At 59.5% G+C, this 26,156-nt stretch carries 24 protein-coding genes; 7 read left to right on the top strand and 17 right to left on the bottom strand.

Translation table 11 applies throughout. The features are described 5' to 3' along the window. Window positions 1-43 precede the first annotated feature (43 nt). From lpxD to rpsB, 11 genes are all read right to left on the bottom strand, one after another. Entirely contained in the window at window positions 44-1,087 is a 1,044-nt protein-coding gene (gene lpxD / locus KT71_RS06525; protein ID WP_008296239.1) for a UDP-3-O-(3-hydroxymyristoyl)glucosamine N-acyltransferase, read from the bottom strand. Between the two features lie 9 nt (window positions 1,088-1,096). Beyond that, window positions 1,097-1,615, bottom strand: coding sequence for an OmpH/Skp family outer membrane protein (locus KT71_RS06520; RefSeq protein WP_040362202.1), 519 nt, complete (start codon window positions 1,613-1,615; stop codon window positions 1,097-1,099). 46 nt (window positions 1,616-1,661) lie between these two features. Further along, on the bottom strand, window positions 1,662-4,244 hold the full coding sequence (gene bamA, locus KT71_RS06515; RefSeq protein WP_040362921.1) for an outer membrane protein assembly factor BamA: 2,583 nt from the start codon (window positions 4,242-4,244) through the stop codon (window positions 1,662-1,664). A 200-nt stretch (window positions 4,245-4,444) separates the two neighbouring features. Beyond that, window positions 4,445-5,803 carry an RIP metalloprotease RseP gene (gene rseP / locus KT71_RS06510; protein WP_040362920.1) on the bottom strand — a complete coding sequence of 453 codons (1,359 nt, stop codon included), beginning with the start codon at window positions 5,801-5,803 and terminating at the stop codon, window positions 4,445-4,447. 8 nt (window positions 5,804-5,811) lie between these two features. Then, a complete protein-coding gene (gene ispC / locus KT71_RS06505) occupies window positions 5,812-7,074 on the bottom strand; it encodes a 1-deoxy-D-xylulose-5-phosphate reductoisomerase (RefSeq protein WP_023660433.1) in 1,263 nt (420 codons plus the stop codon). Next, complete coding sequence (locus KT71_RS06500; RefSeq protein WP_008296245.1) at window positions 7,074-7,910, bottom strand: phosphatidate cytidylyltransferase; 837 nt, start codon at window positions 7,908-7,910, stop codon at window positions 7,074-7,076. Before KT71_RS06500 ends, ispC begins: the two co-directional genes overlap by 1 nt. Further along, window positions 7,903-8,652: a polyprenyl diphosphate synthase gene (gene uppS, locus KT71_RS06495; protein WP_274518435.1), complete on the bottom strand. Its 750-nt coding sequence runs from the start codon at window positions 8,650-8,652 to the stop codon at window positions 7,903-7,905. The genes KT71_RS06500 and uppS overlap by 8 nt, the downstream gene beginning before the upstream one ends. Before the next feature lie 45 nt (window positions 8,653-8,697). Then, entirely contained in the window at window positions 8,698-9,255 is a 558-nt protein-coding gene (gene frr / locus KT71_RS06490; protein WP_008296247.1) for a ribosome recycling factor, read from the bottom strand. A gap of 26 nt (window positions 9,256-9,281) precedes the next feature. Further along, the gene (gene pyrH, locus KT71_RS06485) at window positions 9,282-10,007 is read right to left on the bottom strand and encodes a UMP kinase (RefSeq protein ID WP_008296248.1); all 726 of its coding nucleotides are present in this window, start codon (window positions 10,005-10,007) and stop codon (window positions 9,282-9,284) included. Window positions 10,008-10,122: 115 nt separating this feature from the next. Continuing rightward, the gene (gene tsf, locus KT71_RS06480) at window positions 10,123-10,980 is read right to left on the bottom strand and encodes a translation elongation factor Ts (RefSeq protein WP_008296249.1); all 858 of its coding nucleotides are present in this window, start codon (window positions 10,978-10,980) and stop codon (window positions 10,123-10,125) included. Between the two features lie 100 nt (window positions 10,981-11,080). Next, window positions 11,081-11,893 (bottom strand): 30S ribosomal protein S2, encoded by an 813-nt coding sequence (gene rpsB / locus KT71_RS06475; RefSeq protein ID WP_023660431.1) that lies wholly within the window; start codon window positions 11,891-11,893, stop codon window positions 11,081-11,083. Between the two features lie 433 nt (window positions 11,894-12,326). On the opposite strand from rpsB, the gene map reads away from it, so the two are divergent. The 7 genes from map (at window position 12,327) to dapE (ending at window position 20,404) form a co-directional block, all read left to right on the top strand. Next, window positions 12,327-13,100 carry a type I methionyl aminopeptidase gene (gene map / locus KT71_RS06470; protein ID WP_008296251.1) on the top strand — a complete coding sequence of 258 codons (774 nt, stop codon included), beginning with the start codon at window positions 12,327-12,329 and terminating at the stop codon, window positions 13,098-13,100. A 6-nt stretch (window positions 13,101-13,106) separates the two neighbouring features. Beyond that, window positions 13,107-15,785: a [protein-PII] uridylyltransferase gene (gene glnD, locus KT71_RS06465; protein WP_008296252.1), complete on the top strand. Its 2,679-nt coding sequence runs from the start codon at window positions 13,107-13,109 to the stop codon at window positions 15,783-15,785. Window position 15,786: 1 nt separating this feature from the next. Then, entirely contained in the window at window positions 15,787-16,977 is a 1,191-nt protein-coding gene (gene dapC, locus KT71_RS06460) for a succinyldiaminopimelate transaminase (RefSeq protein WP_008296253.1), read from the top strand. 49 nt (window positions 16,978-17,026) lie between these two features. After that, entirely contained in the window at window positions 17,027-17,680 is a 654-nt protein-coding gene (gene nth, locus KT71_RS06455) for an endonuclease III (protein WP_008296254.1), read from the top strand. Window positions 17,681-17,723: 43 nt separating this feature from the next. Then, a complete protein-coding gene (locus tag KT71_RS06450; protein ID WP_008296255.1) occupies window positions 17,724-18,071 on the top strand; it encodes an ArsC family reductase in 348 nt (115 codons plus the stop codon). Between the two features lie 132 nt (window positions 18,072-18,203). Beyond that, the gene (gene dapD, locus KT71_RS06445) at window positions 18,204-19,217 is read left to right on the top strand and encodes a 2,3,4,5-tetrahydropyridine-2,6-dicarboxylate N-succinyltransferase (protein ID WP_023660430.1); all 1,014 of its coding nucleotides are present in this window, start codon (window positions 18,204-18,206) and stop codon (window positions 19,215-19,217) included. Window positions 19,218-19,231: 14 nt separating this feature from the next. After that, window positions 19,232-20,404: a succinyl-diaminopimelate desuccinylase gene (gene dapE / locus KT71_RS06440; protein ID WP_008296257.1), complete on the top strand. Its 1,173-nt coding sequence runs from the start codon at window positions 19,232-19,234 to the stop codon at window positions 20,402-20,404. A gap of 18 nt (window positions 20,405-20,422) precedes the next feature. Here dapE and KT71_RS06435 read toward each other — a convergent pair whose 3' ends face one another. Genes KT71_RS06435 through dapA form a run of 6 tightly spaced genes read right to left on the bottom strand, consistent with a single transcriptional unit; the run spans window position 20,423 to window position 26,026 of the window. After that, complete coding sequence (locus tag KT71_RS06435; RefSeq protein ID WP_008296258.1) at window positions 20,423-21,190, bottom strand: SDR family NAD(P)-dependent oxidoreductase; 768 nt, start codon at window positions 21,188-21,190, stop codon at window positions 20,423-20,425. A gap of 25 nt (window positions 21,191-21,215) precedes the next feature. After that, window positions 21,216-22,091 (bottom strand): class I SAM-dependent methyltransferase, encoded by an 876-nt coding sequence (locus KT71_RS06430; RefSeq protein ID WP_008296259.1) that lies wholly within the window; start codon window positions 22,089-22,091, stop codon window positions 21,216-21,218. After that, window positions 22,082-23,251 (bottom strand): hypothetical protein, encoded by a 1,170-nt coding sequence (locus KT71_RS06425; protein ID WP_008296260.1) that lies wholly within the window; start codon window positions 23,249-23,251, stop codon window positions 22,082-22,084. Before KT71_RS06425 ends, KT71_RS06430 begins: the two co-directional genes overlap by 10 nt. A gap of 59 nt (window positions 23,252-23,310) precedes the next feature. Further along, window positions 23,311-24,114 carry an MBL fold metallo-hydrolase gene (locus KT71_RS06420; RefSeq protein WP_008296261.1) on the bottom strand — a complete coding sequence of 268 codons (804 nt, stop codon included), beginning with the start codon at window positions 24,112-24,114 and terminating at the stop codon, window positions 23,311-23,313. Window positions 24,115-24,119: 5 nt separating this feature from the next. Further along, window positions 24,120-25,157: an NlpB/DapX family lipoprotein gene (bamC, locus tag KT71_RS06415; protein WP_023660429.1), complete on the bottom strand. Its 1,038-nt coding sequence runs from the start codon at window positions 25,155-25,157 to the stop codon at window positions 24,120-24,122. Then, window positions 25,154-26,026 (bottom strand): 4-hydroxy-tetrahydrodipicolinate synthase, encoded by an 873-nt coding sequence (gene dapA / locus KT71_RS06410; RefSeq protein WP_008296263.1) that lies wholly within the window; start codon window positions 26,024-26,026, stop codon window positions 25,154-25,156. Before dapA ends, bamC begins: the two co-directional genes overlap by 4 nt. Window positions 26,027-26,156: the final 130 nt, after the last annotated feature.

Genomic DNA, 26,156 nt, shown 5'->3' with positions numbered 1-26,156 from the left:
ACAGCTGTTATTCAAGTCCGCTATTCCTTGTTCAAATTAAGCGTTATACGTCGTCGCCGGCTGCCTCATCCAGCGCTTTCAGCCGGGCTTCCATCTTCACCAGGCGACGCTGGAGACCGTCGAGCTGAGTGAAGCGCACCGCGTTTTTTCGCCACTGTCGCGTGGGTTCCAGAGCGGTTCCCGATGTGTAGCTACCCGGCTCGTCAATTTTTCCGGACACCCTCGACTGCCCCGCGAAGTGCGCATTGTCGCAAATCTTCAGGTGACCGGATACTCCGACCTGTCCGGCAAATGTACAATCTTCACCCACCTCTGTGCTTCCTGCCATGCCGACACAGCCAGCAATCGCCGTCCGGCGACCGATGACGCAGTTATGGGCGATGTGCACCTGATCGTCGATGATCACGTCATCTGCAATCACGGTATCGTCGAGGGCGCCGCGGTCGATGGTCACACCCGCACCAATGTCGACACGGTTACCAATGCGTACGCTGCCAAGCTGAGAGATTTTTTCCCAGCCTTCGTCACGTCGCGCAAAACCGAAGCCGTCGGCGCCAATGATGGTATTGGCGTGAACGACACAATCATCACCCAACTCCACGTCGTGATAGAGCACGGCACCCGGCCATAGACGGCAGTTATTGCCAAGGCGCGCGCCGTGACCCACATAAACACCGTGCCCCAGAACAACGCTCTCTCCCAGCACCGCGCCCGCCTCTACGCAGGCACCGGCAGCGACACTTGCCGACGCCGGCACGGTAGCGCTGGCGTCAACAAAGGCACCGGCGTGGACCCCGGCCTCGGGTCGTGGCAGGGTTTCAAAGAGCCGCGACACCCGGGCATAGGCCAGATAGGGGTCGGGCACACAAAGACTGGGCACGGGACAATCATCCTGCCACTCGGCCTTGAGGATGACGCATCCGGCACGACAGCTCTTGAGTGCTTCCAAGTAACGAGCCTCAGACACAAAAGCCAGATCCCGCGGGCCGGCGCGTCCCAGAGGCGCAATGCTATCCAGCTCGATACTTACATCGACAGCACCGGGTTCACACGCCAGCTGTGCCACCAAGTCGCCGAGGATCACCATCGCCGTGGCTTAGTTGGCGGCGGATAGCTGGTTGAGCTTGTCGGTGACTTTCGCGGTAATGCTGTAACCCGGGTCCGCATGGATAACCGAGGTGCGCTGAAGCAACAGACCAATGCCTTCGGTGGTGATGAGTTCACTCAGCACTTCCTGCACCATGGGCGACATTTCCTGAAGGAGCGCCTGCCCCGTGGCCTGCTCTGCCTGCTGAAGTTTGCCGCCGACGTGCTCCAGATCCGCCTGCTTGCTTGCCAGACGCTTACGCGCCGCAATCTGCTGCTCCTGGCTCATCACCGCCGCATCTTTCTGAAATTCCCGCACGAGCTTGTCCAGCTCTTCCCGGAGACGATCAAACTCATCTTTATCCGCTTTGTAGCCCTCTTCGCTGCGCACACTGTCAAGGCGCTGCTGTGCCGCATCGGACTGCAGGATAGCCGCCTGAAGGTCGACGACGGCGACTTTACCCTGGGCAAAAGCGCCGAGAGGCGCCATCGCAAGACCGAGGGCAACCATGGCTAAAAACTTCTTCATCACAACAAATACTCCTTGGAGAAAAAAACTGAAAAACAATAAAAATTTAGAAGCTTTGTCCCAGGGTGAACTGGAACACTTCTTCACGATCAATCTCTGACGCGTTCAAGGGCTTGGCGATCGCGAAGGTAAGAGGGCCGAATCCGCTCAGCCATGTCACACCCACCCCTGCAGAGTAACGCAATTCCGAGGCATCGAAATCAAAGCAGTTGGGCTGATTAATGCCGCAGCGGTTGTTGAACACATTACCCACATCGACAAAGAAGGCCGAACGAACCCGACTGCGATCCTTGAGGAACGGCAGAGGGAACAGCAGCTCGGCGCTGCCTTCAACCAGCACGTTGCCGCCAAAGGGCGCTGCCCGACGCTGCTGCTGAAAGGTTTCAAAATCGAGTTTGCCCGTGTCGGGGTTCAGCTGATAACCGAATTGGCGGCCATCGGGGCCACCGATTTCCGTAGGCTGACCATTCTCATCGATGCCCGTAGTGGGCTGATCGACGGTGTAAATACTCGGTGGCGTGCTGCGGGGCCCCAGGGTATTCACTTCAAAACCCCGTACCGAGCCGAATCCGCCGGCAAAGAAATGCTCGTAGAACGGCAGCTCCGTGGTTTTGCCATAGCCATCGCCGTAACCCAGCTCCGATCGGAAGTGGAGAATCCAGTCATTCTTGATGGGATAGAAAACCTCACCGCGGTAGGTGAGCTTGTAAAACTCCAAATCGGATCCCGGCATGGACACTTCCAGAGCGACGGACTGCGCCGCGCCCCGGGTAGCCATCTGACCACGGTTTAAGGTGGACTGACTCCAGCTGCTGGTGATCGTCCAATTGAGATAGGAATCGCCGTTCTCATCGAGGAAGCCAAGCTCCGGCGGTATGGTCAGCGCGTCCAGGGGAAGCTCAGAGATGGGCTGGATAACCTCCGGCGCGCCGAAACTGCCGTCATCAAGACGGGTGCTTTCATAGAAGTTCTCGACGCCTTCCAACAAACGGGGACTGGCCTTGATTTCCTGCACGGCGAAGCGACCCGCGGTGATGTCCGTCTTGGCCAGACCAAAGCTGAAACCCAGACGGGCGGTCTCCTTGATGGGATAACCGAAGTTGATCGCGCCGCCCCAGGTATCCGTGGTGTAGCTCGCCACGTTCACTTCCGCCAGATCCGTGGAACGGAAGAACACGTTGAAACCCCGGCTTACGCCATCCTCGGTAAAATAGGGATTGGTATAGCTGAAATTGTAGAGGTCCTGAAACTGGGACGAGGAGAGATTGATCCCCACACGCTTGCCCGTGCCCATGAAGTTATTCTGCTGCAGATTCAGACTCAGGATCAGACCCGCCTGCTGGGCAAAACCCAGGCTCGCGCCGATGCTTCCCGAGGTCTGCTCCTCCACGGTGAACTCAACGTCGATGAGGTCGTCGTGTCCCGGGACTTCCGGTGTCTCCACCTCGGCTTTGCTAAAGAATCCCAGACGCTGAAGACGGATGCGTGACTGCTCGATAGCTGCCGCAGATGCCGGTGCGCTCTCCATCTGACGCATCTCCCGACGGAGGACGTTGTCCGCGGTCCGTGTGTTGCCCTTGAAACTGATGCGCCGCACATAGGTACGCTTGCCGGGATCCACGAAAAACTTGATGGCGACGGTATTGTCTTCTTCGTTCATCTCGGGAATGCCGGTGACCTTGGCGAAGTTGTAACCCTCGTTCCCCAGACGCCGGGTGAGATAGTCCTCGGACGATGTCACGAGTTGCTGGGAAAAGGTCTGACCATCCCGTACCAGGACAAAGCGGCGGAGGTCGGCCTCGGGGAGCACCAGATCACCGGAAAGATCCACGTCGCTGACGGTGAATTTCTCGCCCTCAATCACGTTCGCGGTGATGTAGACCTCCTCCTTATTCGGGGAGACGGACACCTGGGTTGAGTCAATGGCGAATTGCAGATACCCCCGGTCCATGTAGTAGGAGGTCAGCTTTTCCAGATCCCCCGTCAGCTTCTCCCGGGAGTACTTGTCATCATTGGTGAAAAAGGACAGAAGGCCCGTAGTTTTGAGCTCGAAAAGATCCTTGAGCTCATCATCGCTAAACACCTTGTTGCCCACAACGTTGACGTGTTTGATGGCGGCAACGGTACCCTCATCGACATCGATGTTGATCGCAACGCGGTTTCGAGGTTCGGGAATCACCTCGGCATCAATGGCCGCATCGTAGCGCCCCTGGATCACATACTGTCTCTGCAGTTCCAGCTGCATCCCTTCGAGCGTTGAGCGCTGAAACACCTGCCCTACGGACAGACCCGCGCCCTTCAATCCTTCGAGAAGAGCTTCCGTTTCAATGGCCTTGTTTCCATCGATGGTGATCTCGCTGATGCTGGGACGCTCGGCAACAACGACCACCAGCACGGTGCCGTCGCGGCCGATACGGATATCATCAAAATTTCCCGTGGCGAAGAGCGAACGCGCTGCCCGGCGGATGCTCGCCGTGTCGGCGACATCACCGACACCGATGGGCATGGAGGCAAACACCGACCCCGCAGCGATACGCTGGAGCCCCTCAACCCGGATATCGGAGACCACAAAGGCCTGGGAAACGGCCGCCGGTGTTGCGGCGCCCGGCTCCTGCGCAGACGATGGCATGGGGGCCAGGGCCGCGCAAAAACAGGTGAAAAACACCGCAGCGCGTCGCATGGAAACCACCCGGAATGGGGACCACAGGGCGGCGAGCACCACGGCAAAACCCCCGCCGACTGATAGCGCTTTCACGGTATTGTTCATTCTGTTCGTCAAAGTTGTATCCGCCACGCGCCGCAGCGCTCGGCTAAGCTCCCTGAGCACCTCTAGGAGAGGCGCGAAAAATCGTTGTAAAGCGCAAACACCATGAGGCTGACCACCATCAGGAGGCCAATCTGGTACCCCACCATCTGCACGCGCTCCGGCACCGGCTTACCCACCACAAGCTCGATGCTGTAATACAGCAAATGGCCGCCATCCAGCACAGGTATGGGTAAAAGATTCAGGACGCCGAGACTCACACTGAGCAGCGCTAGAAAACCGATGTAGGACTCCAGGCCGGACTTGGCCGAAGTGGTCGCCACTTTAGCAATGGTAATGGGGCCACTCAAGTTTTTCGGCGAGATGAGCCCCTGCACCATTTTGACCATGGAATTCACGGTGAAACCAATCATGTCAGCGGTGCGCTCGGCACCGGCACCAAGGGCCTCCAGAGGCCCGCGATGAAACTCGCGACGCTGACTTTCGGGCATTTCGGGAAGCACCACACCGACACCGACGCGACCGATGACCTCTCCCGACTCCGTGGTGGTGGCCTCAGGCGTCAAAGTAAGCTCCAGAGGAGTCCCGTCGCGTTCAAGACTCACGCGCATCGCCTCACCGGGACGGGCGCGGACATAGTCGACCCAGTCCTCCCAGAGCTCCATGGCGACACCGTCCGTGGACAGAATCCGGTCCCCCGGCTGCAAACCGGCGCGTTCCGCGGGACTACCCGCAACCACCTCGTGTAGCAGGGGAACCACCGGGGGCATGTACAGCGTCAGTCCGAGACCCCCGAGGAGGTCGGGCTCTTCGTCACCGGCAAGCCAGCGATTGAGTTCCCCCTGAGAATCATAGATGACGTCGGATTCGGGATAGCGCACAGAAAAGCGAATGGCACCGGTGTCCCCAATGCGATCCAGCAGACGAAAGGAGACCGCCTGCCAGGTGGGCGTCTTGCGGCCGTCGATGGCGACGATTTCCTGCCCAGGCTCCAGCCCGGCCACTTCAGCGACGGATCCCGTCTCCACAGCACCAATCACCGGGGCGTAACCGCTCTCTCCGGCAATAAACAGCGCCCAGTAGGCGACGATTGCGAGAAGAAAGTTGGCCAGGGGACCAGCGACCACCACGGCGATCCGGGACAGCACCGGTTTGCGGTTAAAGGCCAGATGCTGCTCGGCAGGGTCGACCTCCCCTTCCCGTTCATCCAGCATCTTGACGTAGCCACCGAGGGGAATCGCTGCCACGGCATACTCCGTGTCCAGGGAGTCTCTCCAGCGCAGCAACGGCTTACCGAAGCCAATGGAAAAACGCAGCACCTTGATGCCACAGCGGCGGGCTACCCAGAAGTGCCCGAACTCATGCACGGCAACCAGCACCGCCAGCGTCGCCAGGGTGATACCAATGCTGTAAAGAATATCGATCAAAGCTATCAAGCTCCCTTGCTTCCGACGCTTGCCCTGTTTGACCTGCCGCCCGTGCTCACGGCAGCGCCTTTTTGCAATCCCTGATGGACGAACTGCTTAGCGAAGGCCCTCGCCTGACTGTCCACATCTTCGACCTCGGCAAGGCTCCCGGGTTCAATCAGGGGAATTCCCGCCAGCGCGGCCTCGATGACTACGGCAATATCGAGAAAACCGATCTGTCCCTCAAGAAATGCCCCTACGGCAATCTCGTTAGCGGCATTGCACACGGCCATAGCACTGCCACCGCTCGCGATGCACTCCCGCGCGATGCGCAGACAGGGAAAAGCCGCCATGTCCGGAGGCTCAAAATCCAGCCTCGCCGCTTCGATAAGATCCAGCGCTTTCACTCCGCCATCAATGCGTTCGGGCCAGGCCAGACAACAGGCGATGGGGGTGCGCATATCCGGCTCACCCAACTGCGCCAGCACCGAGCCATCGGCGTAGCGCACCAGGGAATGGATAATGCTCTGAGGGTGCACCACAACCTCCACCTGATCCTCAGCCACATCGAACAACCAGCACGCTTCTGCCAACTCCAGCCCCTTGTTCATAAGACTGGCTGAATCGACGGATATCTTGCGCCCCATGTCCCAGTTAGGGTGGGCGCAGGCCTGTTCCGGCGTTACCTGGCTCAGGAATTCGCGATCCTTCCCGCGAAAAGGCCCTCCCGAGGCGGTGAGAATCAATCCGGCAACGCCGTCACTCTGGGGCCTCGCCCGGGCATCGACGGGCAGACACTGGAAAATAGCATTGTGCTCGGAGTCCACGGGTAGCAGGATCGCGCCGCCCTCTTCCACCGCGCGCATGAGCAAGCCGCCCGCCGTCACCAGCGCTTCCTTGTTCGCCAGGAGCAGTCGCTTTCCCGCCCGGGCCGCCGCCAGGGCCGAGGCCATCCCCGCCGATCCCACGATCGCCGCCATCACCGTGTCGACCTCGTCATGGGCCGCGATCGCCTCGAGGGCACCGGGCCCTGCCAGCACCTCGGTCTTCATTCCCCCTTCCGCCGCGACGCGCCGGGCCAGCTCCGCGGCTGCTGTCTCGTCCGTGAGTACCGCATAGCGCGGCTGACATTGACGGCATTGCTCGAACACGGCATCCACGGAGCGCCGTGCCCCCAGGGCAAACACCTCAAAGCGATCCGGGTGCTTTTGCAGCACGTCCAGCGTGTTTACACCGATGGAGCCGTTGGAACCGAGCACGGCGACCCGTTGCACACCCGCAGCGCTCATCAGAATCCCACCATGACCAGCCCCAGGGCAAAGGTCGGCGCTGCGGCGCACAGGCTGTCCAGGCGATCCAACAGACCCCCGTGTCCCGGCAGCATGCTGCTGGAGTCCTTTACGCCCCCTACCCGCTTTACCATGCTGACGGTCAGATCACCGAGCACCGACGCGAAGGCCGTCGCCAACACCACCACCAACACGGCAACAAGGCTGAGATGATCGAAGCGCTCGGGCAGGAGGCTCCAGATGGCCACGGCGAGGACCGCCACCGCCAGGACTCCCCCCCAGAACCCCTCCCAGGTTTTGCCCGGGCTCACCTGGGGCGACAGCGCGTGGCGCCCGAAGGCCTTGCCCGTGAAGTAGGCGCCGATATCTGCAGTAGCCACAATAAGCACCAGGGCGACCATAACCGCGCCCCGGGCCTCGATATTCAATAGGTACAGCGCCGCAAACCAGGCGGGCACAAGAATCAGAACGCCTATGAGGGAGCGACCGAGGCGGCTATCCCAGAGACCCGCACTCGCAGGGAAAGACCTCACCCACAGCAGTGCAAAGCACCACCACAGGCAGGTGAGCCCGAGTACGGGCTGCACAAGCTCCCGGGTAAAACTCTGGCCGTCACCCGCATAGCGGTACAGGGCACCGGCACAGGCAATAACCAGCAACACGTAGAGAACTTTGGACCGCAGGGGGGTAAGTCCCGCCAGGAGGGACCATTCCCAGGCACCCAGGGCAATAATCACCAGGAAGATGGCCGCCAGCACCGGCGTTGGAAGCCAGTAGGCGCCCGCCAGGAAAGCCCCCGCCATGGGAATAGCGGTCAGGACCCGCTGCTTAAGCATCCAGGGACCCGCCGGAAACGATGCCGTCGGGCTCACCACGACCCCCGAAGCGTCGCTCGCGCTTGCCGTAATCCGCCAGGGCCCGGGCGAACTCCAGCTCACCAAAATCGGGCCAGAGCACCGGGGTAAAATAGAACTCGCTGTAGGCAAAGTCCCAGAGTAGAAAGTTACTGATACGCGCATCGCCGCCGGTGCGAATACATAAGTCCGGGCTGGGGAAGTCACCAAGGGAAAGCGCGCTTTGCAGTACCTCCGGGGTGATATCACCGGGATCCAGCTCACCCGCCTGACAACGCTGCGCCAGGGTCTGCGCCGCCTGGGTGATGTCCCACTGACCGCCGTAATCCACGGCAATGACAACGGTAGCTGCAGTGTTATTCGCCGTTACGGTCTCCGCGTGATTGATAAGCCGCTGGAGTCCCGGCCTGAAACGACTTCGCTTACCAATAAAACGCAGGCGAACGTTATCTTCATGGAGCTGCTTGACCTCGGTACGCAGGTAGCGGGAAAACAGGGCCAGCAGTGACCGGACTTCAGGGAGGGGCCTGGACCAGTTCTCGGAACTGAAAGCAAACAGCGTCAGAACCTCGATGCCGTGCTCACGGCAGGCCCGCATAATGCCGCGGACCGCTTCCACACCGGCGCGATGTCCCGCTACACCGGGCAGGGAACGTTGGCGAGCCCAGCGGTTATTGCCGTCCATAATGATGGCGACATGCCGGGGTGTCTGGGCCTCAGACAACCGCGTAGGGGGCTCACTTGTTCCACTGGTAGCGCCCATCGATAGTCAGATTTCGAGGAGATCCGCTTCTTTTGCCGTGAGCATCTCTTCCACGCGCGCAACAAAGCTGTCCGTGAGCTTCTGGATCTGGTCCTGCCCCCGGCGCTCATCGTCTTCGCTGATTTCCTTGTCCTTGACCATATCCTTGAGCATGCCCATAGCGTCCCTTCGGGCATTGCGGATAGACACGCGGGCCGCTTCCGCCTCGCTGCGGGCCTGCTTGATATACCCCTTGCGGGTCTCTTCCGTGAGCGCGGGCATGGGGATGCGAATCACCTCCCCTGCCGTCGCGGGGTTCAGACCCAGATCTGACTTCATGATGGCGCGCTCGATGTCTGGAATCATGGATCGGTCCCATGCCGTCAGGGACAGGGTGCGAGCATCTTCCACATTGACATTGGCGACTTGATTGAGCGGTGTATCCGCACCGTAGTAGGACACCTTGATGCCATCGAGAAGACTCGGGTGAGCTCTGCCCGTGCGTATTTTGTTAAAATTTGTGCCAAGCGCTTCCAGGCTGTTCTGCATCCGGGAATCGGCGTCTTTCTGAATATCTTCAAGCACTTTTGCGTCTCCAAAAAACCAACGGTCTATTCTATCAGCGTTCCGTCATCGCCTCCCCGGACGATGTTGAGTAAGGCGCCGGCTTTTTCCATCTCAAACACACGCAGGGGAATCCTGTGGTCGCGGCAGAGACAGATAGCCGTGAGATCCATGACCTCCAACTTCCGGTCGAGCACTTCGTCATAGCTCAGGCGGTCGTAGCGCACAGCGTCGGGATCCTTCATGGGATCCGCGGAATACACACCGTCCACCTTCGTTGCCTTAAGGACAACATCTGCTTCAACTTCGATACCCCGCAGACAGGCGGCGGAATCCGTGGTGAACATGGGATTGCCCGTGCCGGCGCAGAAAATCACCACGTCGCCATTGGACAGGGCGCGGATCGCCTTGCGACGATCGTAATGATCTACCACGCCGCTCATGGGGATAGAGGACATGACCTGGGTGGCGATATTGGAGCGCTCGAGAGCGTCCCGGAGGGCCAGGGCATTCATCACCGTCGCCAGCATCCCCATGTGATCGCCGGTAACACGGTCCAGTCCCGCCGACTGCAAGGCGGCGCCCCGAAACAGGTTTCCTCCTCCGACCACGAGGCCAACCTGCACGCCAATACCCACCAGCTGCCCGATCTCCAAGGCCATCTGGTCGAGTATCTTGGGGTCTATGCCAAAGCGCTCACTGCCGGTTAATGCCTCGCCGCTGAGCTTCAGCAATATCCGTTTATATTTTTTCTCGACACTTGCCTTGTTCATGGATGTTCCTCCCAGCGCGCAAGTCTACTAAAAATACGGAGCTGCGCGGCGCAGAATCCTGTTTATGGGTACAAAAAACGGGGCCTGAGCCCCGTTTCGATGTTCCTTGTTGGCATCAGCTGTTGAGCTGTGCTGCCACCTCGGCCGCAAAGTCCACCGTTTCCACCTCAATACCCTCGCCTACTTCAAAGCGAGAGAAAGATTTCACCGTTGCACCGGCACCGCTGACAAGCTTGCCCACGGTGGTGTCGGGGTCCTTAACAAAGGCCTGATCAACCAGGCTGTTCTCCGCAAGAAACTTCTTGATGCGGCCACCGATCATCTTTTCGACGATTTCCGGGGGTTTGCCGGACTCCAGCGCCTGAGCGGTGTAGATTTCCTTTTCCTTCTCAACCAGTTCGGCGGGCATGTCCGAGGGGTTCACCACCTGGGGGTTGACCGCCGCGACGTGCATGGCGACATCCCGAGCCAGATCCTGATCGCCGGACTGCAACTCAACCAACACGGCGATACGGTTATTGCCGTGAACATAGGCACCCACGACGCCGTCGTCTGCGTTGGTGAGAGCCACACGGCGCACACCAATGTTCTCGCCGATCTTTTGCACCAGCGCTTCCCGAGCCTGCTCAAGACCGTCCGCCATCAGGGCAGCAACGTCCGTCTCGCGGGTTTCAAAGGCGCGATCCACGACCTGCGCTACAAACGCAAGAAAACTGTCGTCGCGAGCAACGAAGTCCGTCTCGCTGTTGACCTCCACGAGAACGCCGTAGCTGCCATCATCTGCAACGCGTGCAGACACGATACCGTCGGCAGCGGTGCGACCCGCTTTTTTAGCGGCTTTCATACCACTGGACTTGCGCAACTCTTCAATGGCCGCGTCAATGTCGCCATTCGCTGCGCTCAGCGCTTTTTTGCACTCCAAAAGTCCGAGACCTGTGCGCTCCCGAAGCTCTTTTACCTGTGAAGCTGACATGCAATAACCTCCCGTCGGGGCGCCACTTGCCGGCGCCCAATTGGATTTTCAATAGTGTGGGTCTTCAAATCACCTGAAGTGATCTGACGGACGCGCCTGCTCAGGCGTCCGTAGGGGCTCCAGCCTCTGCCGCAGCAGCGGGCTCGGCCGCTGCGCCCGTTTCAACTGCAGGCTCCGCGGCAGCCGCCGCTTCCTCAACAAACTCGTCTTTCGCGGGGACGGCGCCACCGGCTTCTACCTTGCCGGCGATACAGGCATCGGCGACGGCGGTAACGTAGAGCTTGATGGCACGGATAGCATCATCATTGCCCGGAATCACATAATCGACGCCATCGGGATCGCTGTTGGTATCGACGACACCAATGACGGGGATGCCCAGCTTGTTCGCTTCGGTGATCGCGATGCGCTCATGGTCCACATCGACCACAAACAGTGCGTCAGGAAGTCCACCCATGTCCTTGATACCGCCAATGCTGCGCTCCAGCTTTTCCATCTGGCGGGCACGCATCAGTGCTTCTTTCTTGGTCAACGCGGCAAAGGTGCCGTCAGACTGCTGGGCTTCGAGCTCGCGCAAACGCTTAATGGAAGCACGGATCGTCTTGTAGTTGGTCAGCATTCCGCCCAGCCAGCGATGGCTGACGTAAGGCATACCTGCGCGCTCTGCCTGCTCTTTCATGATCTTCCCCGCAGCACGCTTGGTGCCAACGAAAAGAATCTTGTTTTTGGATCCGGAGAGTCGCTTGACCATATCCAGCGCTTCGTTGAAGGCAGGTACGGTGTACTCGAGATTGATAATGTGAATCTTGTTGCGGTCGCCGAAAATGTACTGGTCCATTTTGGGATTCCAGTAACGGGTCTGGTGACCAAAGTGTGCTCCGGCCTGGAGCAGGTCTCGCATGCTTACCTGTGACATAAAATTACCTGATTTTTTAACGGGTTAGTCTTCCACACACCCCGACTGCAAACTCCCTGAGCTGATCAATGACACGAATCAGGACCTGTTCAGAGAGCACCCTGCAGAAGGTTGTGGCATGCGGGCGTCGTTGGCCGCTCGGAGACACCCCGATTACGGCGGCGCGCTTTATAGCACATGGAAGACCACAACTCCAGAAAAACCCTCAATATCGTGCCTGAACATCCGAGTTAGGCTACAATACGCCCCGTTTCAACGTAGCGTTCGTCCTGTCGAGACCTGGTGTGCCCTCCAAGACTCACTTCAGACGCCTCCGAGTGAGCCCAGCAAACGAGTCTCCCAAACGGGCCGCCTCATTGGAGCCATCTGAAAAGAGCCATCTGAGAACGCTAGCTAACAGAGCTGCCAAAAAAGCCATCTGAAAGAGTCAAGAATGTCTGTATCGATCAAAAGCGAAGAAGAGTTCGCAAAAATGCGTGTTGCCGGAGCCATGGCGGCCGAAGTGCTCGAAATGATCCGTCCCAGGGTTGTCCCCGGCGTCACCACGGGAGAGCTGGATCAGCTATGCCATGACTACATCACCGACACCCTGGACGCCATACCTGCGCCCCTGAATTACAACGGATTTCCGAAGTCCATCTGCACCTCGGTTAATGAAGTGGTATGTCACGGCATCCCCTCGGATAGCAAAAAGCTCCGCAACGGCGACATCATCAACATCGACGTCACCGTGATCAAAGATGGCTACCACGGCGATACCAGCATCATGGTCGGTGTAGGTGATGTACCGCCCCATGCACAGCGCCTCATGGAGATCACCCAGGAGTGTCTCTACAAAGCCATCGCCCTGGTAAAGCCCGGCGCACGCCTGGGAGACATTGGCAGCGTTATCCAGCAGTACGCCGAGAGCAACTACTACTCGGTGGTTCGCGAGTACTGTGGTCATGGTATCGGCAAGGTATTCCACGAAGATCCTCAGGTCCTTCATTACGGTCGACCCAACACTGGGCTGGTGCTACAGCCCGGTATGACCTTCACTATCGAACCCATGATTAACGCGGGCAAACGACACACCAAGCTGAATGCCCGGGACGGCTGGACCGTCACCACCCGGGACGGGCGCCTGTCCGCGCAGTGGGAGCACACCCTGGGCGTCACCGACGATGGCTGCGAGATTTTCACGAGACGCAGCGAAGAGACCCTTTGATCGAACATGGATACCGCCGTCACCGAATCCCCTGCTGACTTTGACCTGGAAGCCATCCTCCGGGAAAGTGATGACGCAGCTCTGATTCCCGGACTGCGGGACGTACTCCAGCGAGCCTCGACGCAGTTGGACGAGGATTTCCGCCAGGGACGCAGTGCCGGCGAGTTGCTTCGTGCCCGGGCAACCCTCATCGATGACGTGCTGCGCCATGCCTGGAACAGCCTCGAACTTCCTTTAAACGGTATCGCCCTGGTCGCGGTGGGTGGCTATGGCCGCGGCGAACTCCATCCCCACTCGGATATCGACCTCCTGATCCTCCGCGACGACGATAACGGGGATAACCAGGGGGACAGTCAACGCCTTGAAAACTTCCTGACGCTCCTTTGGGATCTGGGGCTCCAGATCGGTCACAGCGTTCGCAGCGTTGATGAGTGCATTACCCAGGCCCGGGATGACGTCACGGTACTCACCAATCTTATTGAAGCCCGACTCCTTTTAGGCGAAGAGGGACTGCTGGACGCCGTTGCCAAGGGCACCCAGGACAGCAGGATGTGGGCTCCGGATGATTTCTTTAAAGCCAAGCTGAAGGAACAGGAGGGGCGTCACGCCAAGTTCGGCGATACGGAGTACAGCCTCGAACCCAACGTTAAGGGATCTCCCGGAGGTTTGCGGGATTTGCAGTTGATCGGCTGGCTCGCGCAGCGTCATTTTGGCTGGCGCTCGGTTGCCGAGCTCACGGATAACGAATTCCTCACGGAAGCCGAGGCGACCACGGTTATTCACGGCCAGGAGTTTCTCTGGCGTGTTCGCTATGCCCTGCACATGATCACCGGTCGTGAAGAAGACCGTCTCCTGTTTGACCACCAGCGGGAGCTGGCGCGCCTCTGGGGCTTTGTGGACAGCGATAAGCTGGCGGTGGAGCAGTTCATGCAGCTCTACTATCGCTGGGCGCTGGCACTCTCGCAGCTAAATGAAGTGCTCATGCTGAGTTTTGATCAGGCGGTACTACAGGCGGGGACTCCCGACACCGTGCTTGATATCAATGACTGGTTTGAGCTGCGCAATGGCTACATCTGCGCCAAACGCGAGTCTGTTTTTGAGGAGTACCCCGGCGCCCTGCTGGAGGTGTTTCTCCACGCAGGGAACAATCCCCAGGCATCCGGTATTGCCGCGGAAACCATTCGCCTCATCCGCGAGAACCGTCATCTCATTGATGACGACTTCCGACAAAACCCGAATCACAAACAACTGTTCCTCGAGGTGTTGCGGTCCAACAACCGTCTCACGCGGCAGCTACGACGCATGTCGCGCTACGGCATTCTGGGACGCTACCTCCCCGCCTACGGACAAATCGTCGGTCAGATGCAACACGATCTGTTCCACAGTTACACCGTGGATGCCCACACGCTGCAGGTGATTGAAAACATCCGTCGTTTTCTCAAGCCCGAGAACGATGAGCGGTTTCCCGTTACCAGCCGCGTGGCCCGACGTTTACCCAAAATCGAGCTTCTATACATAGCAGGCCTTTTCCATGACATCGGCAAGGGCCGCGGGGGCGATCATTCGGAGCTCGGGGCGGTGGATGCCCGAAACTTCTGTGAAGAGCACGGCCTGGGGCGCCGGGACACCAACCTTGTGGAATGGCTGGTGCGCAACCACCTGTTCATGTCAGCGGTTTCCCAGCGCAAGGACATTTCTGATCCGGACGTCGTTCAGGAATTTGCCCAGCACGTGGGCGACCAGAATCGTCTCGACTACCTCTTTGCCCTCACCGTTGCCGACATCAACGGCACTAACCCCAAGCTGTGGAACGCCTGGCGGGGAAGCCTCTTGCGACAGCTGTACACCGAGAGTAAACGCGCTCTGCGCCGGGGCCTCGAAAACCCCGTGGACAAGCAGGAGTGGATCCAGGAGACCCGGGATGCCGCAGCGAAAATCCTCGAGTATCGCGGTTTCACAGAGAGCGAGCTTTCGGCGCTTTGGCAGGAACGAGGGGAGGATTATTTCCTACGGGAAAAAGCCGAGGACATCGCCTGGCACACGGAGGCCATTGCTGACCATCAGGAGCGGGTACAACCCCTGGTCCTGGTACGCAACGGCGTTGAATCCAGTGTTGCCAACACCACGCAGATCTTTATCTATGCCCGCTTTGATATCGGCGCCTTCTCCCGCACCTGCTCGCGCCTGGAACAATTGGATCTGAGCATTCACGATGCGCGGATTTACCACGGCAGTGATGGCATGAGCCTCGACACCTACTTTGTGCTGGATTCCAGCGGCAATGCCGTGGAGGATGTGGAGCGACTCCGGCATATCACGAGTTACCTGAGTGACAAACTGTCACCCACGACTAATGCCAACTTCATCCCCTCCAGGCTCACACCCCGGCGCGTGCGCTCTTTCTGCCTCGCGACGGAAACGAATATGCGTATCGATCCTGTGCGCGAGGTATCGGTCCTGGAAGTTATCTCCCTGGACCGACCGGGTCTTCTCGCGCGTATCGGCGAGGTCTTCGTTGAATTTGGTGTCATCTGCGAAGCGGCAAAAATCCAGACCCTGGGCGAGCGGGTAGAAGACGTCTTCTTCGTCACGGACACGGAGCAACAGCCCATCCGCGATGAGGCCCTTGCAGAAAAAATCCAGGCAGCGATACGGGATACTCTCGACGCCCAGGAGTCGCACTGACGTGAATCCGGATCTGGCCCTCCTCAAGCCCTACCCGTTCGAACGACTGGCAAAGCTCCTCGAAGGCGCCTCCCCTCCCGATGACCGCCCGTTGCTCCGCCTATCCATCGGAGAACCACAGCATGCACCGCCGGCTATCGTTCTCACGGCCCTGAGAAATAATCTGGATCTCCTCGCGAAATATCCCACAACACGGGGAGACTTAGCCCTGAGAGAGGCACAGGCCAGCTGGATGTGCAGACGTCATGGATTGCAGTCCCTGGACCCCGACAGCGAGGTGCTGCCTGTCAATGGTACCCGGGAGGCGCTCTTTGCCATCGCCCAGGCCTGTGTAGGACAGGGGAGTAAGACATTAGTGGGCTCGCCAAATCCTTTCTACCAGATCTACGAGGGGGCCGCTCTTCTCGCCGGCGCCCGCTGTGTGTTTCTCAATACCGTAGAAGCGAAGGGTTTTCTCCCCGATCCCGATGCCCTCTCCCGGGCTGAGTGGGAGGCCATGGAACTCCTGTATCTCTGTACCCCGGGAAATCCCGCCGGCGCGGTGATGGATACAGCGCTGCTCCAACGTTTTATCCACAAAGCCATCGAGCACAACGTAGTGCTGGTATCTGACGAGTGCTACTCCGAGATTTACCCCGACGAATCTGCCCCGCCCACGGGACTCCTTGCGGCCTGCACCGCCATGGGCCTTGATGACTTTCAGAACTGCATCAGCATGCATTCCCTGTCAAAGCGCTCAAACCTTCCGGGCCTGCGCTCGGGATTTGCCGCGGGGGACAAAAGAATACTCGCCGAGTTTCTGCGCTACCGGGGCTATCACGGTTCCGCCATGCCGCCCCACCACCAGCTTGCGAGCACCGTTGCCTGGAGTGATGAAGAGCACGTCAGGGAGAACCGTGACCGCTACCGGGAAAAATTTGCTGCCGTGGGAGACATTCTTGCGCCCGTGCTATCCCTGAATGATCCCGGCGGCGGCTTCTATCTCTGGCCCACGGTACCCCTGGATGACGAGAGCTTTACACGCCGCCTCTACGACGAGACCGGGGTCTTAGTCCTCCCCGGCAGCTACCTGAGCCACGAGGTGGCGGGGCTCAATCCCGGGAGCGGCCGCGTCCGCATGGCGCTGGTAGCAGAACTCTCCGATTGCATCGATGCGGCGCAGCGCATCGCCGCCTTTGTGCGCGGCCTGTGAACGGAGGCAGTCTTCAAGACTCGGGCACACATCGGCATAGGGTCACAGCATGCTGAAAGCGGAACGAGCGGCCTACATTCTCCATCGGCTTCAGGAACTGTATCCCGAGACACCACCGCCCCTGGATCACAGCGACCCCTTTACCCTGCTCATTGCGGTGCTCCTCAGTGCGCAATGCACGGACGAGCGCGTGAACCAGGTCACCCCCGCCCTGTTTGCCCGGGCGTCCACGCCCCAGCAAATGATCACACTGACCGTGGACGAGATTCGCGAGATCATCCGTCCCTGCGGATTATCGCCGCAAAAAGCCAAAGCTATTGCAGGTTTGTCGCGCATATTGCTGGAGGAACATGAGGGCCTGGTACCGGCCGATATGGAGGCCCTGGAGCGTCTGCCCGGTGTCGGCCATAAGACGGCCGGCGTGGTGATGTCCCAGGCCTTTGGCGTACCGGCGTTCCCCGTAGACACACACATTCACAGGCTTGCCCAGCGCTGGGGCTTGAGTTCGGGGAAAAACGTCACGCAAACGGAGCGGGATCTCAAAAAGCTGTTTCCCCGGGAATACTGGAACCGTCTTCACTTACAGATTATTTTTTACGGGCGGGAGTTTTGCAGTGCCCGGGGCTGCGATGGGCGGGTTTGCGAAATCTGTCGCCATTGCTATCCCAAGCGCAAAAATCCCAAGCTTACGCTCAAAGCCTAGGATGTTTGCTATATTCCCCGCCCTTTGATCGGGGAACAGCCCAATGACAATTACGCTCTATGGCATCAGCAACTGCGACACCGTGCGCAAGGCCCGGCGATGGCTGGATGACGAAGGCATCGACTATCGCTTCCATGACTTTCGCCAGGATGGCCTGGAGGAAGCGTTGGTGAAGAAATGGCTGAGTTCCCAGGATTGGGACAAAGTCATTAACCGGCGCAGCACCAGCTGGAAAGCGCTATCCGTGCAGGAACGGGAGTCCATGGATGCCCAAAAGGCAGCGGCGGCGGCCCTGGCCTCGCCCACGCTGATCAAACGTCCGGTGTTGGAAAGCGAGGGTGTACTGGCGTTCGGATTCAGCGAATCCCGCTACGCGGCACTACTCAAGTAAGTCCTGGCAGCGCATCTTCGTCGACCAAAACAAAAGAGACCGCAGCAGGCAAGTAAGACCACCGCAGCAATCACGCAGCAACGACACAACAGCAAAAGCAAAAGCAAAGCAGCAATCAAGAGGAGTGAAAGGATGGACGCATACGCATTGGGGCTAGGTCTGGGAACGCAGGACCGCGACGGCAACTGGCTCGACGTGTTCTTCCCCGCTCCCATGCTCCGGCCTCCTTCCTCCCTCGCCAGCTGCATGGCGGGTCACCCGTCGGATCAGGTGCTGAGTCCTGAGGATCTCCAGTCTATCGCCCGGGACTGGGATGCCGCCGGACACGATGACATGGCTGCCCTGGCGCGAAAGATGGCGGAGAGCGGTCGTCCCGCGGTGGCCGTTTGCCTGGCGGAGAACAGCGCACCGGAGACCGTGCCCGCGGCCTATCTGAAGTTGCACCTATTGTCCCACCGTCTCGTTAAGCCCCAGGAAACCGCACTCGAGGGTGTGTTCGGGGTGCTCCCCAATGTTGCCTGGACTGACCAGGGCGCCATCGCCCTCAATGAACTGGCCGACCGGCAGCTGGACGCGCGACTTCGCGGCGGCGTTCTGGAGGTGAGCTGTGTCGACAAATTCCCCAAGATGACGAATTACGTCGTACCCTCAGGGGTGCGCATTGCCCACACCGCCCGAGTGCGCCTGGGTGCCTATGTCGGTGAGGGTACAACAGTCATGCACGAAGGCTTTATCAACTTCAATGCAGGCACCGTGGGTCCGGGCATGATCGAGGGCCGTGTGTCTGCCGGCGTCATCGTCGGTGCGGACTCTGACCTCGGTGGCGGCAGCTCCACCATGGGCACGCTGTCCGGCGGTGGCAATATTGTTATTTCTGTCGGTGAGAAATGTCTTATTGGCGCGAATGCGGGCATCGGTATACCCCTGGGTGATCGCTGCATTGTCGAGTCAGGGCTGTATGTCACCGCAGGTACCAAGGTCACCATGCTGGATAGCAAGGGCGCCGTTACGGAAACCCTCGCTGCGCGCCAGCTTCAGGGCATGTCGGATCTCCTCTTTCGGCGCAACAGTCTCAATGGCGCCGTCGAATGCCTCACCCACAAAACGGCGGTAGAGCTCAACGCCGAGCTCCACGCCAACGACTGAGAGACCCAGCCTTCATGACGCCCACACCGTCCTCGCCCAACGACGACAGCACCCTGGATCTCGCCTGCGAACTTATTCGCCGCGCCTCCGTGACCCCCGAAGATGCGGGCTGCCAGGCCCTGATGATGGAACGTCTTAAGGCCCTGGGGTTCCATTGCACGCCGCTGCCCTTTGGTGACACGGAAAACTTCTGGGCCCAGTGGGGCAGCAGTGGCCCCCTGCTGGCGTTTGCGGGACACACGGATGTGGTGCCCCCGGGGCCCCTCGAAAAATGGGATAGCGACCCCTTCACGCCCTCGCTTCGCGATGGCATGCTCTACGGGCGCGGGGCCGCCGATATGAAAGGCAGCCTCGCCGCCATGATCACGGCCTGCGAGAGTTTTTTGAGGACCTGTGAGGCTGCGGGTAACACGCCCCGGGGTCGCATCGGCTTTCTTATCACCTCCGATGAAGAGGGACCCGCAACCCACGGCACCGTGCGTGTCATGGAGTGGTTAGCGGAGCAGAAGATCAGTATCGATTACTGTGTGGTTGGTGAGCCCTCAAGCGCCGACGTCCTGGGCGACACCATAAAAAACGGTCGCCGGGGTTCCCTGAACGCTGCGGTGAAGATCCTCGGGCGTCAGGGTCACGTCGCCTACCCGCAACACGCGGATAATCCCCTCCACCGCGCTCTTCCTGCCCTCCAGGCACTGGCAACGCGGCAGTGGGATATGGGCAACGAGTATTTCCCCGCCACCAGCTTTCAGATTACCAATGTGCACAGCGGGACCGGCGTCACCAATGTCATTCCCGGTCATGCGGATGTATTGATCAACTTTCGTTTTTCCACGGAACAAACCGCAGAGCGATTGCAGGAGGCCGTGGAGCAAACCTTTGCCGAGCACGAAGTGCACGCTGAGATTCAATGGACCCTGAGTGGCAAGCCCTTTATCACCGCCGAGGGCGCTCTCACGGACGCCTGCCGAGAAGCAGTTAAGGACGTTGCAGACCTGGCAACCACGCTGTCCACCAGCGGCGGCACATCAGACGGCCGTTTTATCGCACCCTATGGCGCGCAACTGGTGGAGCTGGGCCCCGTTAATGCCAGCATCCACCGCGTCAACGAGCACGTGAAAGCGGACGATCTGGCCAGGCTGTCAAAAATGTACGAGGGCATTCTCACGCGCTTGCTGAACGCCCCCTGACCATCAGACCTGCGACGGTCAGCTCGGGTAATGGAGGTCCGCACGGAGGGCGTCCATTTCCCTGGCCACTACCTTGCGGTTGTGATCCCCGGATACCAACAGCCATTGATCGGCATCGTCGCTGATCGCGGCAAGACTCTGGGCAACGACATCGTCTGCCTCCATCCAAAGCTTTTCCGGGACGATATTCACGTCAAAGTTCGCCATGGTTTCACGGCTGTGGATTTCTGAACGCGTGTAGCCCGGGCACAGGCACTGTACCCGCACGCCCTGCTCTTTCAGCTCCTGACGCAAAGCGCGGGTAAAACTCACCAGAAAAGCCTTCGTAGCACCGTAGACAGCCACATTGGGCGTACTTACCAATCCCGCAACAGAGGCCACATTGATAACCGCCCCGCTGCCCTGCTCAATCATCGCAGGCAACGCCGCGCGGGTGAGTACCATAGTCGCCTCGTTGTGGAGACGCAGCATGCCAAGCTCATCATCGAGGTCACTCGTCGCGTAGGGACCGATGGTGGAGTAGCCAGCGTTATTCACCAGAAGATCAATCGCGGGGCCCTGGCGAATCGCTTCGACAACCCGTGCCTGTCCCTCCACCGTCGCCAGATCCGCCTCCAGGATTTCGACCTTGCATTGTCCTTCCAATGCCCCGGCCAAGGCTTCGAGACGCTCCCCGCGACGGGCCACCACCGTCATACTGTCACAGCGACTCGCGAGCTGACGCGCGTAGGCATCGCCGAGACCGGCGGACGCACCGGTAATCAAAGCATGAATTTTTTTACTCACTGTTAGGGTTCCTTATCGATTGCTTTTAAGTTTGTGCTTCCCGGGATACGGGATACACATCAAAACGAACGGCCTTCCCGGTGAGGCTGTGCCCCGGCGGCGGGCCGTCGATCGCTGGCGCGCGTCGCGGTCGCTTGACCACTACCCGCTTTACATTCTGTGCTCTTGCCCACGCGAGGAACACCGCGTCTTCCGCGTCCTGCGAAGGGGAATCATCGAGCCGCCCGGGGCTGTCCGGTCCCGCACTATCCTGATGCTGTGCCCGAGGACTCAGTAATTCATGGAGAATCTGCATTTCTTTGGCGGGTGCTGCCCTGCGATCCAGGGGGAACATGGGATCCAGATAAATAACCTCCACCCCCTCCAACAGCGACGGAGTGAGTGACCGGGCATCTTGATGATGGACGGTCATGCGAGCCACCACCGAGGCCAGCCAACCATCCCCGGACCCCGCGGCGCGCGAGAGAGCGGCGTCGAGCAAGGCCGCCATGACCGGGTTGCGCTCACAAACCGTGATCTCACACCCCAGATCCGCCAGCAGAAATGCATCCCGGCCAAAACCGCCGGTGCCATCCAGCACACGGGGCGCATGGGCCTGCTTCCAGCCCACGGCTTTACCCAGGAGCTCGTTGTGACCGGCGCGCCGCCGCTGCGCCATGCTCTTGTCCCCAAAGTCGACGGTAACGGGGCCCGCTACCCCCCGACCCGTCAACTGGATCATGGGAACGCCGTCGATCATTGCAATTACTGCCTGCCCCGGGGGGAGGTCCCGGGCCCCCTGCGAAAGCGGCAGCAGCGGAAGATCGAGGCGTCGAGCGAGCTCATGGGCAGCCTCGGCCTGCTGGACCTTGGGAACCCCATCAGCTTCCCGGACCTCTTCGGCCTCAGGAATTACACCCACCAGGAATCGGATTTGCCGTTTCCTCTTGGCAGGCTTTTCTCCCGCGCTTCGCTGAACTCTTCGGGGGTCATACCGAGGGTCAGGGTGGAATCATCGAACTCAATTTCACCCTGAAGATTAAAAGCATGGTGCTTGATCCCATGCTTGTCCGTAATGCTGACATCCAGCGGTTCGGAGTCATCGCCCCCCGATGCCTCTCGGGACAACCAGGTTCGGAGCGCTCTCAGGGGTTTCCCCATGAGCGTCAGGCCTTCCAGGGTTTTCGCCACTTCTTCGCAGCCCTGGACGAATTCTGCGCTGCCATGTTCCTCCCCTGCACAGGCGCCAAAGTCGCCGAGCATCACCTGGCCCGGCAGGGTTTTTTCAAGAATCCGCGCCAGTTCGATGGTTACGTCACCGACGATGTAACTGAATACCGTGGGGTTGACCCCCTCTGCCTGATAGAGCTCGTAGTGACTGCCGATATGGAAGGCCGCTCGCACCACAGGCACGGTGTTCCCCCGGGACGCCGCGCGCGCCATAGTGTTGTCCGCCAGCACCAGCTGGAGGAAAAGAAACAGCTCCTGGTCGGACTGGGGATAATTATCACGATTCCACACGTAATAGCCGTCACCGGTGGTCGTGCGGGCAAAGTTGATCTCCATGCCCCGAGCTGCGAGCTTGTTGTACACCGAGTTCATGGAGTAGGACAGGCTGTTTAGCTGACTTGCCTGTTCAAAGGAACTGAACAGGGAAAAGTCGGCAATATCGAAGAGCAGGACGCCCCGTCGCTCGACAAAACTCAGGCCGTAGCGCCGAATAATCTCTTCCACACCGCGCATCACCGCGATGGACTCGTCGAGGGGAGTTTCAAGTTTGATAAACGTGGGGGATACGCTGAGCCTCACCGCCACGGCAAATAGTTCCTCGCGGCTTTTACGGCGACGTCCGCTAATCAGGGCGCGGATGTAATTTTCGTTTTCCGTGGCAATTTCCGGATCATCCCGGTGCGCGCAGTAGTTCCCCAGAAAGTAATGGGGTACAAAAATGACCAGGAGGCCACGCTCGTCCCAACACCAGCAAAGCACAATGCTTTGGCCAAGACGCCATTGCTTGCGCAGGGTCTTCTCCAGGTTCTGCAGGTTCCCCCGCTGTACGATACTAATGGGATCTTTAGCCACGACTGCCTCGCGAAAAGTAAGCGGTATTAGTATGCACTCTCGGCCCCGCGCGGTTCCAGTTACGGCGCCTGAACCGGTTCACGCTGGCTCTTCGAAGCTGTTGTGTCCCGCGCTGCCTCAATCCAATCAAAACCCGCTCCCTGACACGCCCACACCGCCTTCTCCAGCAGTACCGGGTCAAGGTCGCGCAGCTGCGCCTCGACACAGTCGCGACTGTTGTTTTTCTCACTGATGTGCGCAATCGCGAGGTGCTCCAGGCGCTGAAGGTTCAGCTGTCCGAGAAGTTCCGTGGCCTGGCTGTTGGAGAGATGACCCCAGTCACCCCCCACGCGGCGTTTCAGCGCCGGGGGATAGGGCCCATCGGCCAGAAGCCGGCGATCGTGATTAAACTCCAGCAACAAAAGATTGCAGTCGTTAAACGCGCTGCGCACGTGACTGGTGACGGATCCCAGGTCCGTCAACACCCCCGCTCGCTGCCCCCCATACTCAAAGCAATACTGGACGGGCTCTCGGGCATCATGGGGGACCGTAACAGCCTGTACTGTGAAAGCACCGATATGCAGCTGGGTGTCTGCGTTGAACGCACGGACATCCGGGCAATTCGCCACGCGGCCACTGGCGAGAGTGCCGTGAGTGAGATAAACGGGGATACCGTAATGTCTGGCGAGTGTCGCTACACCGCTGGCGTGATCACTGTGTTCGTGAGTCACCAGAATGGCATCGAGATCACCGAGATCGATACCCCGTAGGGCTGCGCGGCGCTGAATGTCCCTCAGAGAGAATCCGCAGTCGACCAGTATGCAAGTCTCGGCGGCCTGAAGCAGGGTCGCGTTGCCGCGGCTGCCGCTACCCAGAGACGCCATTCTCACTAGTTGATATTGCCCTTGATCAATACCAGCAGCGCATCGATCTGCTCGCGGCTGAGAGACTCGCCACCCTCTTCAAAGGACATGCGTATCACCATTGTTTCCGGGTCCCGGGACTTTACATCCAGAATCAGCGGTACACCTTCAGCCGGATGCTCATCGTCGTCTCCCAACCAGGCAAACCAGCTTGAACCTTCCTCTTCCTCGTCACCGACGTAGCGCAGGTAATAGCGGCCCTCACTCCGGTTGCGATCCGTGATTTCAAAACCGGACAACTCCAGGGAACGCGCCACGGAGGCCCAGGCCCGATCAAAAGGCAGTTCGAGGAGAATAAAAGCGCCCTGATCATCATCGTCGAGGGACACTTTGCCGCCGGCGCTGATGGACTGCTCCGCCATCATGGACACGGGTGCGGTATCGGCGCTGTTCGCAACGTATTGAGCTACGCCGCGGAGCATTTCGGACTCAAGGAAAAAATCATCGGACTGTGCAGGCCACGCGGTATTTTCACTGGACTGGTACATCTGCAGAATATGCAGCTCGCTGTTCCCCCGCTGGACACCGCGCTCAACGCGGAACTGAAAGCGGGTGGGTCGGGGATCTTCTTCAAGCTTGAGGTAGGTGGATTCGATAATGCCCGCACGAGCATCCATGCGTGCAATGTCTATGTTGGCAGCGGATAAAAAGCTCCTTAACTGAGGCCATAGCTGGCCCGGAGCAATCGCGACGAGGGCCCAGGTATCCTCGCCGAGCTTCTGGATGCGCACGAGCTGATCCGCACTTGCCGCCACCAGGGGCGCCGGACGGGGCACTTTGTCACTGTCTACAAACTGGGGCTCACTCTCTATGGGTGGAATGGGATAGATATCCACCAGCTCGTCCGCCTGGGTGCCCTCGGGAAGATCCAGGGGCGGCATCTCCCGCGCCTCGCGATAATCTCCCGCGGAGTCCCGAAACAGGCCCTCATCGCCGAACAGGTACCCGCAGGCCGTGACCGGCGTCAGAAGCAACATCAGAGCGCAAAGCTTGAGAGCCTTCATAGACCCAGGCTCTGTAGCGCAGCGGCGATGCGTTCGGCATTCTCACCTTCAGGAAGCGTCAGGGGTAGGCGGATACCCTTCTCCATCCGCCCCATCTTCGCCAGAGCATATTTTACGGGCATGGGGTTGGCCTCGATAAAAAGCGCGCTGTTGATATCCGCGAGCTCATGATCCATGCGCCTGACGGTTTCTTCATCACCGGCCAGGGCCGCCGCGCAAAGAGCAGCGACCTTAGCGGGCACCACATTCGCCGTGACAGAAATATTACCCACAGCCCCCGCAAGGATGTACTGGGCAGCGGTGCCGTCATCACCGGAGTACACCGCAAAGGAATCGGGCACCATGGAGAGAAGCTCCTTACCGCGACTGACGTCGCCCGTGGCGTCCTTGATGCCGACGATGTTTTCCAGCGACGCCAGGCGACTGGCGGTCTCGTTACTGAGATCCACGGCGGTTCGCGAGGGCACGTTGTAGAGAATCTGTGGCACGGCAACTGCCTCCGCCACTGCGCTAAAATGCGCGTATAGCCCCCGTTGGGACGGTCGGTTGTAGTAGGGAGTTACCAGCAGGCAGGCGTCGACACCTGCCGTCGCTGCACCGCGGGTAAGCTCCACGGCCTCTCGCGTGGAGTTCGCGCCGGTGCCGGCAATCACGGGGATGCGACCCGCCAGGTATTTCACACAGTGCTGGATCATCGCCAGGTGCTCGTGAACATCCAGGGTGGCGCTCTCTCCGGTTGTTCCCACGGCCACAATGGCCGCTGTTCCCGATTCCACATGCCAGTCGAGAAGGCCCTCGAGGGCGCGATAATCAATCTCACCATCGGCGTGCATGGGGGTGACGAGGGCGACAATACTTCCTTTAATCATAGTCTTGCGAGTACCGCTGGATTTTTGTGGCGATTGCGCCATTGAAGGCCCGCAATTATCCATGACAATATGCTGAACACAAGCAAAGGGATGGGGATTAGGTATCTTGATTTCGTTTAGGAAGTACTTT

It is taken from the genome of Congregibacter litoralis KT71, from assembly GCF_000153125.2.
Lineage (GTDB): Bacteria > Pseudomonadota > Gammaproteobacteria > Pseudomonadales > Halieaceae > Congregibacter > Congregibacter litoralis.
This window is presented reverse-complemented; position numbering and strand designations above follow the sequence as displayed.

Excerpts from the sequence above, each read along its gene's own strand:
- lpxD (WP_008296239.1), bottom strand. The coding sequence starts at position 1,087 with ATGGTGATCCTCGGCGACTTGGTGGCACAGCTGGCGTGTGAACCCGGT.
- KT71_RS06520 (WP_040362202.1), bottom strand. The coding sequence starts at position 1,615 with ATGAAGAAGTTTTTAGCCATGGTTGCCCTCGGTCTTGCGATGGCGCCT.
- bamA (WP_040362921.1), bottom strand. The coding sequence starts at position 4,244 with ATGCCATCGTCTGCGCAGGAGCCGGGCGCCGCAACACCGGCGGCCGTT.
- ispC (WP_023660433.1), bottom strand. The coding sequence starts at position 7,074 with ATGAGCGCTGCGGGTGTGCAACGGGTCGCCGTGCTCGGTTCCAACGGC.
- KT71_RS06500 (WP_008296245.1), bottom strand. The coding sequence starts at position 7,910 with ATGCTTAAGCAGCGGGTCCTGACCGCTATTCCCATGGCGGGGGCTTTC.
- pyrH (WP_008296248.1), bottom strand. The coding sequence starts at position 10,007 with ATGAACAAGGCAAGTGTCGAGAAAAAATATAAACGGATATTGCTGAAG.
- tsf (WP_008296249.1), bottom strand. The coding sequence starts at position 10,980 with ATGTCAGCTTCACAGGTAAAAGAGCTTCGGGAGCGCACAGGTCTCGGA.
- rpsB (WP_023660431.1), bottom strand. The coding sequence starts at position 11,893 with ATGTCACAGGTAAGCATGCGAGACCTGCTCCAGGCCGGAGCACACTTT.
- map (WP_008296251.1), top strand. The coding sequence starts at position 12,327 with ATGTCTGTATCGATCAAAAGCGAAGAAGAGTTCGCAAAAATGCGTGTT.
- glnD (WP_008296252.1), top strand. The coding sequence starts at position 13,107 with ATGGATACCGCCGTCACCGAATCCCCTGCTGACTTTGACCTGGAAGCC.
- nth (WP_008296254.1), top strand. The coding sequence starts at position 17,027 with ATGCTGAAAGCGGAACGAGCGGCCTACATTCTCCATCGGCTTCAGGAA.
- KT71_RS06450 (WP_008296255.1), top strand. The coding sequence starts at position 17,724 with ATGACAATTACGCTCTATGGCATCAGCAACTGCGACACCGTGCGCAAG.
- dapD (WP_023660430.1), top strand. The coding sequence starts at position 18,204 with ATGGACGCATACGCATTGGGGCTAGGTCTGGGAACGCAGGACCGCGAC.
- dapE (WP_008296257.1), top strand. The coding sequence starts at position 19,232 with ATGACGCCCACACCGTCCTCGCCCAACGACGACAGCACCCTGGATCTC.
- KT71_RS06420 (WP_008296261.1), bottom strand. The coding sequence starts at position 24,114 with ATGGCGTCTCTGGGTAGCGGCAGCCGCGGCAACGCGACCCTGCTTCAG.
- bamC (WP_023660429.1), bottom strand. The coding sequence starts at position 25,157 with ATGAAGGCTCTCAAGCTTTGCGCTCTGATGTTGCTTCTGACGCCGGTC.
- dapA (WP_008296263.1), bottom strand. The coding sequence starts at position 26,026 with ATGATTAAAGGAAGTATTGTCGCCCTCGTCACCCCCATGCACGCCGAT.